This window comes from Mycolicibacterium parafortuitum, from assembly GCF_010725485.1.
GTDB lineage: Bacteria > Actinomycetota > Actinomycetes > Mycobacteriales > Mycobacteriaceae > Mycobacterium.
Genome location: NZ_AP022598.1, coordinates 2,313,026 through 2,326,730 on the forward strand (window position 1 = coordinate 2,313,026; position 13,705 = coordinate 2,326,730).

The following is a 13,705-nucleotide window of genomic DNA, read 5'->3' on the forward strand; positions in this document are numbered from 1 at the left end:
AAGCTGTGTGTTCGTGAGCATCCCGAACGTCCTGGCCAACCGCTACGCCAGCGAGGAGATGGTGGCCATCTGGTCACCGGAAGCCAAGATCGTCGCCGAACGGCGATTGTGGCTGGCCGTGTTGAAGGCGCAGGCAGAACTCGGTGTCGACGTGCCCGATGGCGTCGTCGCCGACTACGAGCGGGTGCTGGAGAACGTCGACCTGGCCTCGATCGCCGCCCGCGAGCGGGTCACCCGCCACGACGTGAAGGCCCGCATCGAGGAGTTCAACGCACTCGCGGGCCATGAGCACGTGCACAAGGGCATGACCAGCCGCGACCTCACCGAGAACGTCGAGCAGCTGCAGATCCGGCGGTCGCTGGAACTCGTGCACGCCCACGGCGTCGCGGTCGTCGCGCGCCTGGCCGAACGTGCCGCGCTGTACCGCGACCTCGTGATGGCCGGACGCTCGCACAACGTCGCCGCGCAGGCCACGACGCTCGGCAAACGGTTCGCGTCGGCGGCCGAGGAGATGCTGGTCGCGCTGCGGCGTGTCGAGGAACTGATCGCGCGCTACCCGCTGCGCGGGATCAAGGGCCCGATGGGAACCGCTCAGGACATGCTCGACCTGTTCGACGGTGACACCGAGCGCCTCGCCGACCTGGAGCGCCGGGTGGCCCAGTTCCTCGGCTTCACCGACATGTTCACCAGCGTCGGGCAGGTCTATCCCCGGTCCCTCGACCACGACGTCGTCTCGGCGCTCGTGCAGCTCGGTGCCGGTCCGTCGTCGCTGGCGCACACCATCCGGCTGATGGCAGGCCACGAACTGGTCACCGAGGGGTTCGCACCCGGGCAGGTCGGCAGCTCGGCGATGCCGCACAAGATGAACAGCCGTTCCTGCGAGCGGGTCAACGGCCTGCAGGTGGTGCTGCGCGGCTACGGCTCGATGGCCGCCGAACTCGCCGGCGCGCAGTGGAACGAGGGCGACGTGTTCTGCTCGGTGGTGCGCCGCGTCGCGCTGCCGGATGCGTTCTTCGCCATCGACGGGCAGACCGAAACGTTCCTGACCGTGCTCGACGAGTTCGGCGCCTACCCCGCGGTGATCCAGCGCGAGCTCGACCGCTACCTGCCGTTCCTGGCCACCACCCGGATGCTGATCGCCGCCGTCCGCGCCGGCGTCGGGCGCGAGACCGCCCACGAGGTGATCAAGGAGCACGCCGTCGCGGTGGCGCTCGCGATGCGGGAGAAGGGTGCCGAACCCGATCTGCTCGACCGGCTGGCCGCCGACCCGCGGCTGCCGCTGGACCGCGCCGCGCTCGACGCCGCGCTCGCCGACAAGCAGGTCTTCACCGGTGCCGCCGCCGACCAGGTGGACCGTGTGGTCGCCCAGGTCGACGACCTGGTGGCCCGCTTCCCCGACGCGGCGAAGTACACCTCGGGCGCGATTCTGTGAGAGCTGCTGAGGGCGAACGACATTGGGTGGTCGGCCGCAGCGGCTCCGCCTAGTCTGGGTGCGATGGATTCCGGACAACCCGACATCAGGGCCTCGGACGCCGACCGCGCCGCGGTGACGCAGATCCTCGAGCACGCGGTGGGCCAGGGGATGCTGACCCTCGACGAGTACGCCGAGCGGATCGACGTCGTCCTCGCCGCGCGCACCCGGCGCGAATTGGACACCGTCATCGCCGACCTGCCCCACGTGCGGCGTCAGCCGGCGCCCGCGCCGCCAGAGGTGCTCAAGAGCTGGATGTCGAGCATCCAGCGCAAGGGCCAGTGGACCGTGCCGGCCCGGATACAGCTGGTGACCCGGATGTGCTCCACCGCGCTGGATTTCACGTCCGCGGTGCTGCACAGCCCGGTCGTGCACATCGACATCGACGACTACTTCAGCTCGACCGAGCTGATCCTGCCGGACGGGGCGACCGCCGACCTGAACGGCATCGGCAACGTCGCGTCGTCGACCGCGGTGAAGGTGACCTCCAGTCCGCCGTCGCGGTCCCTGCACGTCGTCGTCACCGGCAAGGTCCGGTTCGGCTCGGTGACCGCCAAACACCCGTTCGGCACCGCGCTCAGGCGGCTGCTCAAGTAGGGCAGGACGCGACATCCCGCGCGCACAGATCGACGGCGCCCCCGGGCGGGAAAACCCGCGGGCTATTCGGCGCGCTTGAGGTTCGCGGCGCGAATCCCCGACGCACGCAGTTCCAGCGCGGCGAGCCCGCGGATCGCGATCCGGTCCTGGTGGCGCCACGCACCGACCGGGTCGGGGCTGACCGCGGCGAGCTTGGGCAGCGGCCGGTTCGCCAGCGCCCGCAGCGCGAGCAGTTCCTCACCGGCCCAGGTCGAGGACAGCGTCACCGCCGTCCATTTGCGCCGGTAGAAGCGCAGCCGAAGGAACAGCCACGGCATCACCAACGCCAGGATCGGCGGCGCCGCGACCGCGAGCGCCAACAACCACGACAACCAGCCGGCGGTGACACCCAGCGACTGGCCTGCGCCGGCGATCTCCCGGGCGGCGTCGCCGGCGCCGCGCAGCGGACCCGCCAGCGCACCGCCGACCAGCGGCACGCCGTCAGCGCTTTCCCCGGCGTTGTCGAGGTTGCCTGCGACGCCGTTGGCGCCGCTTTCCACCTGGTAGCCGAACTCGGCGAGGGTGGACACGGCCGAATGGACCGCCGCGCCGACCCAGACCCAGATCGAGATCCAGGTGAGCACGACGACATCGCTGACCACTTGCCACAGCAGCCGACCGGGCGTCGACGCGTAGGGGACCCACCGTGACTTCATGCGATCGATCACAGCACACAGACGCTCTTCGGCGGACCGATAGGCTGGCCCGATGCGTCCCGCTCTGTCCGACTACCAGCATCTGGCCAGCGGCAAGGTTCGTGAGCTCTACCGCGTCGACGACCGGCACCTGTTGTTCGTCGCGACGGACCGGATCTCGGCCTACGACCACATCCTCGACAGCGAGATCCCGGACAAGGGCCGCGTGCTGACCGCGATGAGCGTGTTCTTCTTCGGCCTGATCGACTCGCCGAACCATCTCGCCGGGCCGCCCGACGACGAGCGCATCCCGGCCGAGGTGCTGGGCCGGGCGCTGCTGGTCAAGCAGCTGGACATGCTGCCCGTCGAGGCGGTGGCCCGCGGCTATCTGACCGGCTCGGGACTCCTCGACTATCAGAAGACGGGCTCGGTGTGCGGTATCGCGCTGCCGTCCGGCCTGGTCGAGGCGAGCCGGTTCGACGAGCCCCTGTTCACCCCCGCGACCAAGGCCGACCTCGGGGAACACGATGTGAACATCTCGTTCGACCACGTCGTCGCGCTGATCGGCGCCGAGCGCGCCGAAGAACTGCGCGACCGCACCTTGGCGACCTATCGCCGGGGCGCCGAGCACGCGCTGACCAACGGCATCATCGTCGCCGACACGAAGTTCGAGTTCGGCGTCGACGACGACGGCACCCTGACGCTGGCCGACGAGGTGTTCACGCCGGACTCGTCGCGTTACTGGCCCGCCGACGACTACGTGGTCGGCCAGGTACAGAACAGTTTCGACAAGCAGTTCGTGCGCAACTGGCTCACCGGCCCGGAGTCGGGCTGGGATCGCAACGGCGATCAGCCGCCACCACCGCTGCCCGCCGAGATCGTGACCGCCACCCGGGCGCGGTACATCGAAGCCTACGAACGCATCTCAGGACTGCGGTTCGACGACTGGATTGGAGGCACCGCGTGAGCGGTGACATCGCACCACCCACCGCCAAGCGGGTCGACACCCGCCGGGAGCATCACGGGGACGTCTTCGTCGATCCGTACGAATGGCTGCGCGACAAGTCCAGCAAGGACGTCATCGACTACCTGGAAGCCGAGAACGCGTTCGTCGAACACGTCACCGAGGACCTTGCGCCGTTGCGGCAGAAGATCTTCGACGAGATCAAAGCCAGGACCAAGGAGACCGACCTGTCGGTGCCCACCCGCCGCGGCGACTGGTGGTACTACGGCCGCAGCTTCCAGGGCAAGCAGTACGGCGTGCAATGCCGCTGCCCCGTCACCGATCCCGACGACTGGACGCCGCCGGAACTCGACGAGAACACCGAGATCCCCGGCGAGCAGGTGCTGCTCGACGAGAACATCGAGGCCGAGGGGCACGACTTCTTCTCCCTCGGTGCGGCCACCGTCAGCATCGACGGGAACATCCTGGCGTACTCGGTCGACGTCAAGGGCGATGAGCGGTACACGCTGCGGTTCAAGGACTTACGGACCGGAAAGCGCTACGACGACGAGATCGAAGGCATCGGTGCGGGCGCCACCTGGGCGGCCGACAACCAGACCGTCTACTACGTCACCGTCGACGACGCGTGGCGGCCCGACACGGTGTGGCGGCATCGGCTGGGTGCCGAGACGCCCGACGAGAAGGTCTACCACGAACCCGACGAGCGGTACTGGATCGGCGTGGGTCGGACCCGCAGCAACAAGTACCTGATGATCGCCGCCGGCAGCGCGGTGACCTCGGAGCTGCGCTACGCCGACGCCACCGACCCCGACGCCGAGTTCACCGTCGTGTGGCCGCGACGCGACGCGGTCGAGTATTCGGTCGAGCACGCCGTGGTCGGCGGTGAGGACCGCTTTCTGATCCTGCACAACGACGGGGCCGAGAACTTCACCCTGGTCGAGGCGCCGGTCGCCGACCCGACCGACGTGCGCACCCTGATCGACCACCGCGACGACGTCCGGTTGGACGCCGTCGACGCGTTCGACAGCCACCTGGTGCTGAGCTACCGCAGCCAGGCCCTGCCGCGGATCCAGTTGTGGCCGCTGACCGACACCGGATACGGCACGGCGCAGGACGTCTCGTTCGACTCCGAGCTGATGTCGGTGGGGCTGTCGGCCAACCCGAACTGGAGCGCACCGAAACTGCGCATCGGCGCGACGTCCTTCGTCACACCGGTGCGCATCTACGATCTGGACCTCGCCACCGGGGAACGCACGCTGCTGCGCGAACAGCCGGTGCTGGGCGACTACCGGCCCGAGGACTACGTCGAGCGCCGGGACTGGGCCGTCGCGGCCGACGGTGCCCGGGTCCCGATCTCGATCATCCACCGGGCCGGGCTGCAGTTCCCGGCGCCCGCGCTGCTCTACGGATACGGCGCCTACGAATCCTGTGAGGATCCGCGGTTCTCCATCGCGCGGCTGTCCCTGCTGGACCGCGGCATGGTGTTCGCGGTCGCGCACGTGCGCGGCGGCGGCGAACTCGGCAGGCCCTGGTACGAGCACGGCAAGTTGCTGGAGAAGCGCAACACCTTCACCGACTTCATCGCGGTGGCCCAGCATCTCGTCGACACCGGGATCACCCGGTCGGAGAACCTGGTGGCCTACGGCGGCAGCGCGGGTGGGCTGTTGATGGGCGCGGTGGCCAACATGGCGCCGGACCTGTTCGCAGGCATCCTGGCCGCGGTGCCGTTCGTCGATCCGCTGACCACGATCCTCGATCCGTCGCTGCCGCTGACCGTCACCGAATGGGACGAATGGGGCAATCCGCTGGAAGACCCCGAGGTCTACCGGTACATGAAGTCCTACTCACCGTACGAGAACGTCGAGACGAAGAACTATCCGGCGATCCTGGCGATGACGTCGCTGAACGACACCAGGGTGTACTACGTCGAACCCGCAAAATGGGTTGCCGCGCTGCGCTATTCGCAGGCCGACCCGAGCGCTGACGCGGCGAAGGTGCTGCTCAAGACGGAGATGAACGCCGGCCACGGCGGCATCAGCGGGCGCTACGAGCGATGGAAGGAGACCGCGTTCCAGTACGCGTGGGTCCTCGACGTCGCGAAGGCCGAACACTCCGGTTAGCCCGCGCATGACCAGGGGCAGCTACCACCACGGCGACCTGAAGGCCGTCATCCTCGGCCACGCGGCCGCGCTGGTCGCCGAGCGCGGCGCGGACGGCGTCTCACTGCGTGAGTTGGCCCGCGCCGCAGGCGTTTCCCATGCCGCGCCGGCGCACCACTTCACCGATCGGCGTGGCCTGTTCACCGCCCTGGCCGCACAGGGATGGCGGATGCTGGCGGCCGCACTGGCGCAGTCCGGACCGCAATTCCTGGACGCGGCACTGGAATACGTGCGGTTCGCCGTGGAACACCCCGGCCACTACGAGGTGATGTTCGATCGTTCCCTGGTCAACCCCGACGACCCGGAGCTCATCGCGGCCCAGACCGCGGCAGGCACCGAATTGGCCGCCGGGGTCGGGACACTCGACGACGCACGCGCCAAAGACGACCCCCAGGCCGCCGGCCTGGCGGCGTGGTCTCTGGTGCACGGGTTCGCGATGCTGTGGCTCAACGAGGCGATCGACACCCATGCCGACCCCGTCGACACCGTCCAACGCGTGGCCGGGATGCTGTTCGCCCCGGGATCCGATGTCGGCGGCGAGCGCGGGTAGCGTCGGCGCCATGACTTCTGCGCTCACCGAGATCCCGCTGACCACGCTCGACGGCCGCCCCACCACGTTGGCCGAGTTGGCCGACGGCGCCGCGCTGGTCGTCAACGTCGCGTCCAAATGCGGCCTGACTCCCCAGTACAGCGCGCTCGAACAACTGGCCAAGGACTACGGCCCCCGCGGGCTGACCGTGATCGGGGTGCCGTGCAACCAGTTCATGGGGCAGGAGCCCGGCACCGCGGAGGAGATCCAGACGTTCTGCTCCACCACCTACGGCGTCACGTTCCCGCTGCTGGCCAAGACCGACGTCAACGGCGCCGACCGGCATCCGCTCTACGCCGAACTGACCAAGGCCGCCGACGACACCGGCGAGGCCGGCGACGTGCAGTGGAACTTCGAGAAGTTCCTGCTCGCCCCCAGCGGCGAGGTGGTCAAACGGTTCCGCCCGCGCACCACCCCGGACGCTCCCGAGGTGGTCGCCGCGATCGAGGCCGTGCTGCCGCGATAGTCCTGCGTTCGTCACCCATACGTGCCGTGGCATCCACCGGCCGGACATCTGGGGTCGCCACACTGCGGAGGTGGCAGGACAACTGATCGTCTCGGTCTCCGGCATCGGGGACCGCACGCTCGACGACGTCGTGGCGTTCCGCGCCGAACTCGCCCGGCGCCGGGTCCCGGCGTCACTGCTGGTCGCGCCGCGCCTGAAAGCCGGTTACCGGCTCGACCGGGACACCGCGACCATCGAGTGGCTCGCGGCGCAGCGCGGCGCGGGCGACGCGCTGGTCCTGCACGGGTTCGACGCCGCGGCCACCAAGGCCCGCCGAAATGAGTTCGCGACGCTGCCCGCGCACGAGGCGAATCTGCGGTTGATGGCCGCCGACCGGATCCTCGAACACCTCGGCCTACGCACCCGGCTGTTCGCCGCGCCCGGCTGGAACGTCTCCGACGGTGCACTGAAGGTGCTGCCGCGCAACGGGTTCCGTGTGCTTGCCGGATGGTCGGGCATCACCGATTTGGTCCGTCGCGACACCGTGCGGGCCCGGGTCCTCGGCATCGGCGAAGGCTTCCTCACCGAACCGTGGTGGTGCCGCACGGTCGTGCTGGCCGCCGAGCGCACCGCGCGCCGTGGCGGGGTCGTGCGGGTCGCGGTCGCGGCCAGGCACCTCCGGCGCCCGGGCCCGCGGCAGGCCATGCTCGACGCCGTCGACCTGGCGCTGATGCACTCCTGCGAACCGCGGGTCTACGAATGGGCACCGCGATCCGCGCTGACCGGCGCCGCGTAACGGTCGACGCTCGCTAGATTGGCCGCATGACTGCTGAAGTCGCCGATGTGATCGTGGTGGGTGCCGGGCTGGCCGGCCTGGTGGCGGCCTGCGAACTCGCTGAACGGGGCAGGCGCGTCCTGATCGTCGACCAGGAGAACGCGGCCAATATCGGCGGGCAGGCGTACTGGTCGTTCGGCGGGCTGTTCTTCGTCGACAGCCCCGAGCAACGCCGGATGGGCATCCGCGACAGCCACGAGCTGGCGCTGCAGGACTGGCTCGGCTCCGCCGGGTTCGACCGGCCCGAGGACCACTGGCCCCGACAGTGGGCGCACGCCTACGTCGACTTCGCCGCGGGGGAGAAGCGCAGCTGGCTGCGCGACCGCGGACTGCAGACCTTCGCGCTGGTCGGCTGGGCCGAACGCGGCGGCTACGACGCGAACGGGCACGGCAACTCCGTGCCGCGATTTCACATCACCTGGGGCACCGGCCCCGCGCTCGTCGACATCTTCGCCCGCCGCCTGGTCGGCAACGCCCGGGTCCGGTTCGCCCACCGGCACCGCGTCGACGAACTTATCGCCGAGGACGGCGCCGTTGTCGGCGTCCGCGGCGCGGTGCTCGAACCCTCCGACGCGGTGCGCGGCGCACCGTCGTCACGAAACGTCATCGGCGACTTCGAATTCCGGGCCCAGGCGGTCATCGTCGCCAGCGGTGGCATCGGCGGCAACCACGACCTGGTCCGCAAGTACTGGCCCAAGCGCATGGGCCGGGTGCCCGAACAGCTGCTCAGCGGGGTGCCCGCGCATGTCGACGGCCGGATGCTGGAGATCTCGGCGACCGCGGGCGCCAGCGTGATCAACAGCGACCGCATGTGGCACTACACCGAGGGCATCACCAATTACGACCCGATCTGGCCGCGGCACGGCATCCGGATCCTGCCCGGACCGTCGTCGCTGTGGCTGGACGCGTACGGCAAGCGCCTGCCCGTGCCGCTGTACCCGGGCTTCGACACGCTCGGCACGCTGGAGTACATCGCCCAGACCGGCCAGGACTACACATGGTTCGTGCTGAACTCGCGCATCATCGCCAAGGAGTTCGGCTTGTCGGGACAGGAGCAGAACCCGGATCTGACCGAACGCAGCATCCGCGCGGTGCTCGAACGCAGCCGCAAGGGGCCCGCGCCGGTGCACGCGTTCGTCGACAAGGGCGTCGACTTCGTCACCGCGACCACGCTGCGCGAACTGGTGGCGAAGATGAACGCGGTGCCCGATGTGCTGCCGCTGGACTTCGACGTCGTCGAACACGAGGTGACCGCCCGCGACCGCGAGGTCGCCAACAAGTTCACCAAGGACGGTCAGGTCACGGCGATCCGGGCGGCGCGCGAGTACCTCGGCGACCGGGTGCGCGTCGTCGCACCGCACCGGCTCACCGACCCGAAGGCCGGCCCGATGATCGCGGTCAAGCTGCACATCCTGACCCGAAAATCGTTGGGCGGGTTGGAAACCGACCTCGATGCGCGCGCGTTGCGCGGCGACGGCAGCGTGCTGCCGGGGTTGTACGCCGCCGGTGAGGCCGCCGGGTTCGGCGGGGGCGGGGTGCACGGGTACCGCTCGCTGGAGGGCACGTTCCTCGGCGGCTGCGTGTTCTCCGGCCGAGCCGCGGGCAGGCACGCCGCGCTGTCGGTCGGGTAAGCCCGGCTCGGGGAGTTCCGCGAGCAGACACAAAATCGCGCGACACGCCGGGGACACGCCCGAGTTTGTGACTGCTCGCGAGGAAGGGGCGGCAATCAGAACTCGGTGGCGCTCTCCTGCTCGAGGACCTGGAAGTCGGTGTCGGTCATCTCGGTCAGCCGGCCGTAGAAGATCGGCCGCCCGACGGGGTCGATGATCGCCTGGTGGATCGGCACCGCGTGGGCTGGGGCCACGGCGCGCAGATAGTCGACCGCCTCGGAGATCTTCAGCCACGGGGCCGCCGCCGGGGTCGCCAGCACGTCGACCGGTTCGCCGGGCACGAACAGCGCGTCACCGGGATGCATCAGCCTGGCCGAGTGCTCCCCGTCGCCGACCAGATACGAAATATTGTCTATGACAGGGATTTCCGGGTGGATGACCGCATGGGTGCCGCCCGCCCCGCGCACTGTCAGATGCCCGATCGACAGCTCGTCGCCGACGTTGACGGCCTGCCAGGACCCGCCGAGCTGCGCCGCTGTCTGCGGATCGGCGTACAGCGCGGCCTGCGGGTTCGCCTCGACGAGCGCGGGCAGCCGTGCCGTGTCAGCGTGGTCGGGGTGCTGGTGGGTGATCAGGATCGCGTCGAGGCCGGTGATCCCTTCGAAGCCGTGCGAGAAGTTGCCGGGGTCGAACAGGACGGTGGTGTCCTGACCGGACGCGTTCGGGAAGCTCGCCAGGAGGCATGAATGGCCGAAATGTGTGAGCTGCATCCCTATAGTGTGACGCTCACACGGGCAGGTGGGGGTACAGGTGTACGTGCGATTGGTGGTCGTGCTGGCTGTCGCGTGGTGGGGTGTGGTCGCCCTGCCCGCCCCCGGGCGCGCCGCTCCCGGCTATTGCCCGCCCAGCTGTGACGGCATCCCCGATGCAGCGTGGATCTATCCCGGCGCGATCCCGCTCGCGTCGGTGTACCGCTGGCCCGCCCTCGCCGACCGGGCCGTCGCGGTCAGCACGCCCCGCTTCGAGTTCGAGTCGTGGTGTGCGAGCCCGCCTCGCACCGACGACCCCCGCGACTACGCCGTCGCCGCACACGCCGAGGTCAGCAACGTGCCAGGGCAGTGGAATCTGCTGGTCCAGGTCGTGCACTGGCGCGGCGACACCGTCACCGGCGGCCGCGACGCGCTGCAGAGCCTCGAGTGGGCGCGGATGGCGCTGGCGTCCTGCCAGACGACCGCACCCGAGGTGTCGCCGTCGCTGACCACCAGCGAAGCGATGCAGTTCGCCGCGGTGATCAGTGACGGTGGCCGGCGCGTGATGCGCATGTACCTCGTCGTCGACCCCGCCAGCAGCACGCTGGTCGAGATGGTGCTGTGGACGACGATCCCGGCGGCGGTCGAGTGGCGCGGGGTCGCACCCGACCGGGAGGTCTTCGACGCGATGGCGGCTCCGCTGTGCACCGCGTACCTCGGCTCATGCCGATGAAGCGGAGGCCGCGTCGCCGCAGGTAGAGTGTCGCCGTGGCAAAAGTGGTGGTGAACGTCATGCCCAAGACCGAGATCCTGGACCCGCAGGGTCAGGCGATCGTCGGCGCGCTGGGCCGTCTCGGGTTCGAGGGAATCTCAGATGTCCGGCAGGGCAAGCGATTCGAGCTCGACATCGACGGCGACATCGATGACGACAAGCTCGCCGAGATCGCCGAGAGCCTGCTGGCGAACACCGTGATCGAGGATTGGACCATCAGCCGGGAGGACGCATGACCGCTCGTGTGGGCGTCATCACCTTCCCGGGCACGCTCGACGACATCGACGCCGCGCGCGCGGTGCGCCTCGCCGGCGCCGAGCCCGTCAGCCTGTGGCACGCCGACGCCGACCTCAAGAACGTCGACGCCGTCATCGTGCCGGGTGGTTTCTCCTACGGCGACTACCTGCGCGCCGGCGCGATCGCGCGCTTCGCGCCGCTGATGGGCGAGGTGGTCGCCGCCGCAGGCCGCGGCATGCCGGTGCTGGGTATCTGCAACGGCTTCCAGGTGCTCTGCGAGGCGGGTCTGCTGCCCGGCGCCCTGACCCGCAACCAGAATCTGCACTTCATCTGCCGGGACACCTGGCTGGAGGTCGCGTCGAACACCTCGGCGTGGACGTCGCGCTACGAGCAGGGCGCCGATCTGCTGGTGCCGCTGAAGTCCGGCGAGGGCCGCTACGTCGCGAGCGAGAACGTGCTCGACGAACTCGAGGGTGAGGGCCGCGTGGTGTTCCGCTACCGCGAGAACCTCAACGGCTCGATGCGTGGCATCGCCGGTATCAGCTCGGCCAACGGGCGGGTCGTCGGCCTGATGCCGCATCCCGAGCATGCCACCGAGGCCCTGACCGGCCCGTCCGATGACGGGCTCGGCATCTTCTACTCCGTGCTGGACGCGGTCCTGGCGGTCTGACGCGCAACGAGCGCGCGGTCGTGCACGCCCCGACACGGAGTGTCGGCGTGCAGACCCGCGCGCTCGCGGTGCCGAGTGCTCACGCGCCGAGGGCGACCGAGGCCTCCGCGGTGTAGCACAGGAACGTCAGCGTCTCCTCCAGGTACAGCTGGACGGTCGCCGCATCGTGGGACAGGTACCCGATGCACACGTCGGTGCCGAGCTGCAGGTCGAAATCGCCTCCGCGGGTGGACAACACGAATGCGCCGTCGATGGCGGGCGCCCAGATGATGTCGCCGTCGACGAGCCGGTTGAGATGCTCGCGGATCGGATAGCCGTGCGCGGTGGTCTCACTGACCTTGGTGTACACGTCGGCCGACAGCAGCACGCTGTAGGGACCGTCGACGCCGGCGAGCCGCAGCTCCGACAGGGCCTGGCTGATCACATCGGGGATGTCGCGGGGGTCCTCGGGCAGCGCGAGGCTCGGGCACGAGCTCGACTTGCGGATACCGCCGATCTGCGCGGCCTCGTAACCCTCGAAGATCGCCCGGTCCTCGGCGAACGCCAGCTTCTTGGCGGCCTCCTTGACCGGATCCCAGTCCGAATCCTGCGAACCGCGCTCGACGTCGTCGATGTCGGTTCGGTTGACGGTGAACGGAACCCGCAACCGCACCAGCGGCCGGGCCTCGCGCAGATGGGCGACGACACCGTCACCGGGTGACGTCACGTCGAGAAGGTGGCCGGTGCTGACAGCGGCGGTGACCGGGCCGCCCGGCTCGCTGACGTCCACCACACGGCGGCCCGCGATATGCCGCTTGAACGTGCGGGCGGCCTCCTGTTCGATCTCGGCCCACGCCGCGGCGGTGATCGGGGCCAGGTCCCGGTACAGGTTGTTCATCGCTTCATCCTTTCAACCACGGCGGACTTTCAGGCTGCCGATCTCCAGAGAGCCGGGATAGCCGACCGATTCCACGGTGCCGGTCGGACCGGTGGCGGCGGTGGTGGGCAACGGGGGCGGATCGTCGAGGAAGTCGTTGATCGGGGTGAAGAACATCGACCCCGTCACCGCGGTGGAGAAGTCCAGCACCCGGTCGGTGTTGCCGGGCGGGTCGCCGAGGAACATGTTGCGCAGCATCCGCTCGGTGACGGCCGCGGTGCGCGAGTATCCGATGAAATACGTCCCGAACTCACCCTTGCCCACCTCGCCGAACGGCATGTTGTGGCGCACGATCTTCAGCTCGGTGCCGTCCTCGTCGGCGATGACGTTCAGCGCGACATGGGAGTTGGCCGGTTTGACCGCGTCGTCGAGCTCGATGTCGTCGAGCTTGGTGCGGCCGATCACCCGCTCCTGCTCCTCGGTCGACAACGCGTTCCACGCCGTCATGTCGTGGACGTACTTCTGGACGTGCACGTAGCAGCCGCCGGCGAAGTCGGGATCCTCGTCACCGATGCGGGTGGCGCTGTCGGCCAACGGGCCGTCCGGGTTCTCGGTGCCGTCGACGAACCCGAGCAGATCCCGGTTGTCGAAGAACCGGAAGCCGTGGGTCTCGTCGACGACGGTGATCGCGCCCATCGCCGCGACCAGTTTGGTCGCCAACTCGAAGCACACGTCCATGGTCTCGGCGCGAATGTGGAACAACAGGTCACCCGGGGTCGACGGCGCGTGGTGACGGCCGCCGTCGAGTTCGACGAACGGGTGCAGCTCGGCCGGGCGCGGCCCGGAGAACAACCGGTCCCAGGCGTCGGAGCCGATCGACGTCACCACCGACAGCCGTTTGGCCGGGTCGCGGAATCCGACCGCGCGCACCAGGCCCGCGATGTCGGGCAGTGCGTCGTGCACGGACCGTTCGCCGCCCTCGTCGATGGTGGCCACCAGGAAGATCGCTGCCGGGGTCAGCGGAGCCAGAACCGGCTGCGGCAGGGGATCGGGCACGGCTTCGACCCTAAATCAAGA

At 69.4% G+C, this 13,705-nt stretch carries 15 protein-coding genes; 11 read left to right on the forward strand and 4 right to left on the reverse strand.

The genetic code is table 11. The features are described 5' to 3' along the window. Positions 1 to 13: 13 nt before the first annotated feature. Positions 14 to 1,432 (forward strand): adenylosuccinate lyase, encoded by a 1,419-nt coding sequence (gene purB / locus NTM_RS10985; protein ID WP_104862823.1) that lies wholly within the window; start codon positions 14 to 16, stop codon positions 1,430 to 1,432. 63 nt (positions 1,433 to 1,495) lie between these two features. Further along, entirely contained in the window at positions 1,496 to 2,068 is a 573-nt protein-coding gene (locus tag NTM_RS10990; protein ID WP_104862419.1) for a DUF1707 SHOCT-like domain-containing protein, read from the forward strand. A gap of 62 nt (positions 2,069 to 2,130) precedes the next feature. Here the strand turns inward: NTM_RS10990 and NTM_RS10995 are convergent, their stop codons facing one another. Next, positions 2,131 to 2,763, reverse strand: a complete 633-nt coding sequence (locus NTM_RS10995; RefSeq protein WP_163766309.1) for a hypothetical protein — start codon at positions 2,761 to 2,763, stop codon at positions 2,131 to 2,133. A gap of 52 nt (positions 2,764 to 2,815) precedes the next feature. Between NTM_RS10995 and NTM_RS11000 the strand changes: the two genes are divergently transcribed. The 6 genes from NTM_RS11000 (at position 2,816) to NTM_RS11025 (ending at position 9,365) form a co-directional block, all read left to right on the forward strand. Beyond that, a complete protein-coding gene (locus tag NTM_RS11000) occupies positions 2,816 to 3,709 on the forward strand; it encodes a phosphoribosylaminoimidazolesuccinocarboxamide synthase (RefSeq protein ID WP_163766310.1) in 894 nt (297 codons plus the stop codon). Beyond that, a complete protein-coding gene (locus NTM_RS11005) occupies positions 3,706 to 5,826 on the forward strand; it encodes a S9 family peptidase (RefSeq protein ID WP_163766311.1) in 2,121 nt (706 codons plus the stop codon). Before NTM_RS11000 ends, NTM_RS11005 begins: the two co-directional genes overlap by 4 nt. 7 nt (positions 5,827 to 5,833) lie before the next feature. Continuing rightward, complete coding sequence (locus NTM_RS11010) at positions 5,834 to 6,415, forward strand: TetR/AcrR family transcriptional regulator (RefSeq protein WP_163766312.1); 582 nt, start codon at positions 5,834 to 5,836, stop codon at positions 6,413 to 6,415. Positions 6,416 to 6,425: 10 nt separating this feature from the next. After that, positions 6,426 to 6,920: a glutathione peroxidase gene (locus NTM_RS11015; protein WP_104862821.1), complete on the forward strand. Its 495-nt coding sequence runs from the start codon at positions 6,426 to 6,428 to the stop codon at positions 6,918 to 6,920. A gap of 70 nt (positions 6,921 to 6,990) precedes the next feature. Then, the gene (locus NTM_RS11020; protein ID WP_163766313.1) at positions 6,991 to 7,695 is read left to right on the forward strand and encodes a DUF2334 domain-containing protein; all 705 of its coding nucleotides are present in this window, start codon (positions 6,991 to 6,993) and stop codon (positions 7,693 to 7,695) included. Positions 7,696 to 7,721: 26 nt separating this feature from the next. Next, complete coding sequence (locus tag NTM_RS11025; protein ID WP_163766314.1) at positions 7,722 to 9,365, forward strand: FAD-binding dehydrogenase; 1,644 nt, start codon at positions 7,722 to 7,724, stop codon at positions 9,363 to 9,365. A gap of 95 nt (positions 9,366 to 9,460) precedes the next feature. Here NTM_RS11025 and NTM_RS11030 read toward each other — a convergent pair whose 3' ends face one another. After that, complete coding sequence (locus tag NTM_RS11030; RefSeq protein ID WP_104862413.1) at positions 9,461 to 10,114, reverse strand: MBL fold metallo-hydrolase; 654 nt, start codon at positions 10,112 to 10,114, stop codon at positions 9,461 to 9,463. 46 nt (positions 10,115 to 10,160) lie between these two features. Between NTM_RS11030 and NTM_RS11035 the strand changes: the two genes are divergently transcribed. The 3 genes from NTM_RS11035 to purQ are packed head-to-tail and all read left to right on the forward strand — an operon-like array spanning position 10,161 to position 11,772. Continuing rightward, positions 10,161 to 10,826 (forward strand): ATPase, encoded by a 666-nt coding sequence (locus NTM_RS11035; protein ID WP_104862820.1) that lies wholly within the window; start codon positions 10,161 to 10,163, stop codon positions 10,824 to 10,826. Positions 10,827 to 10,861: 35 nt separating this feature from the next. Continuing rightward, positions 10,862 to 11,101, forward strand: a complete 240-nt coding sequence (gene purS / locus NTM_RS11040) for a phosphoribosylformylglycinamidine synthase subunit PurS (protein WP_104862412.1) — start codon at positions 10,862 to 10,864, stop codon at positions 11,099 to 11,101. Then, positions 11,098 to 11,772, forward strand: a complete 675-nt coding sequence (gene purQ, locus NTM_RS11045; protein WP_083141831.1) for a phosphoribosylformylglycinamidine synthase subunit PurQ — start codon at positions 11,098 to 11,100, stop codon at positions 11,770 to 11,772. Before purS ends, purQ begins: the two co-directional genes overlap by 4 nt. Before the next feature lie 79 nt (positions 11,773 to 11,851). Here purQ and NTM_RS11050 read toward each other — a convergent pair whose 3' ends face one another. Both NTM_RS11050 and NTM_RS11055 read right to left on the reverse strand, forming a co-directional pair. Next, positions 11,852 to 12,649: a family 1 encapsulin nanocompartment shell protein gene (locus NTM_RS11050; protein ID WP_104862410.1), complete on the reverse strand. Its 798-nt coding sequence runs from the start codon at positions 12,647 to 12,649 to the stop codon at positions 11,852 to 11,854. A gap of 12 nt (positions 12,650 to 12,661) precedes the next feature. Beyond that, positions 12,662 to 13,684 (reverse strand): Dyp-type peroxidase, encoded by a 1,023-nt coding sequence (locus NTM_RS11055; protein ID WP_163766315.1) that lies wholly within the window; start codon positions 13,682 to 13,684, stop codon positions 12,662 to 12,664. Positions 13,685 to 13,705 lie beyond the last annotated feature (21 nt).

Excerpts from the sequence above, each read along its gene's own strand:
- NTM_RS10990 (WP_104862419.1), top strand. The coding sequence starts at position 1,496 with ATGGATTCCGGACAACCCGACATCAGGGCCTCGGACGCCGACCGCGCC.
- NTM_RS10995 (WP_163766309.1), bottom strand. The coding sequence starts at position 2,763 with ATGAAGTCACGGTGGGTCCCCTACGCGTCGACGCCCGGTCGGCTGCTG.
- NTM_RS11000 (WP_163766310.1), top strand. The coding sequence starts at position 2,816 with ATGCGTCCCGCTCTGTCCGACTACCAGCATCTGGCCAGCGGCAAGGTT.
- NTM_RS11010 (WP_163766312.1), top strand. The coding sequence starts at position 5,834 with ATGACCAGGGGCAGCTACCACCACGGCGACCTGAAGGCCGTCATCCTC.
- NTM_RS11015 (WP_104862821.1), top strand. The coding sequence starts at position 6,426 with ATGACTTCTGCGCTCACCGAGATCCCGCTGACCACGCTCGACGGCCGC.
- NTM_RS11025 (WP_163766314.1), top strand. The coding sequence starts at position 7,722 with ATGACTGCTGAAGTCGCCGATGTGATCGTGGTGGGTGCCGGGCTGGCC.
- NTM_RS11030 (WP_104862413.1), bottom strand. The coding sequence starts at position 10,114 with ATGCAGCTCACACATTTCGGCCATTCATGCCTCCTGGCGAGCTTCCCG.
- purQ (WP_083141831.1), top strand. The coding sequence starts at position 11,098 with ATGACCGCTCGTGTGGGCGTCATCACCTTCCCGGGCACGCTCGACGAC.
- NTM_RS11050 (WP_104862410.1), bottom strand. The coding sequence starts at position 12,649 with ATGAACAACCTGTACCGGGACCTGGCCCCGATCACCGCCGCGGCGTGG.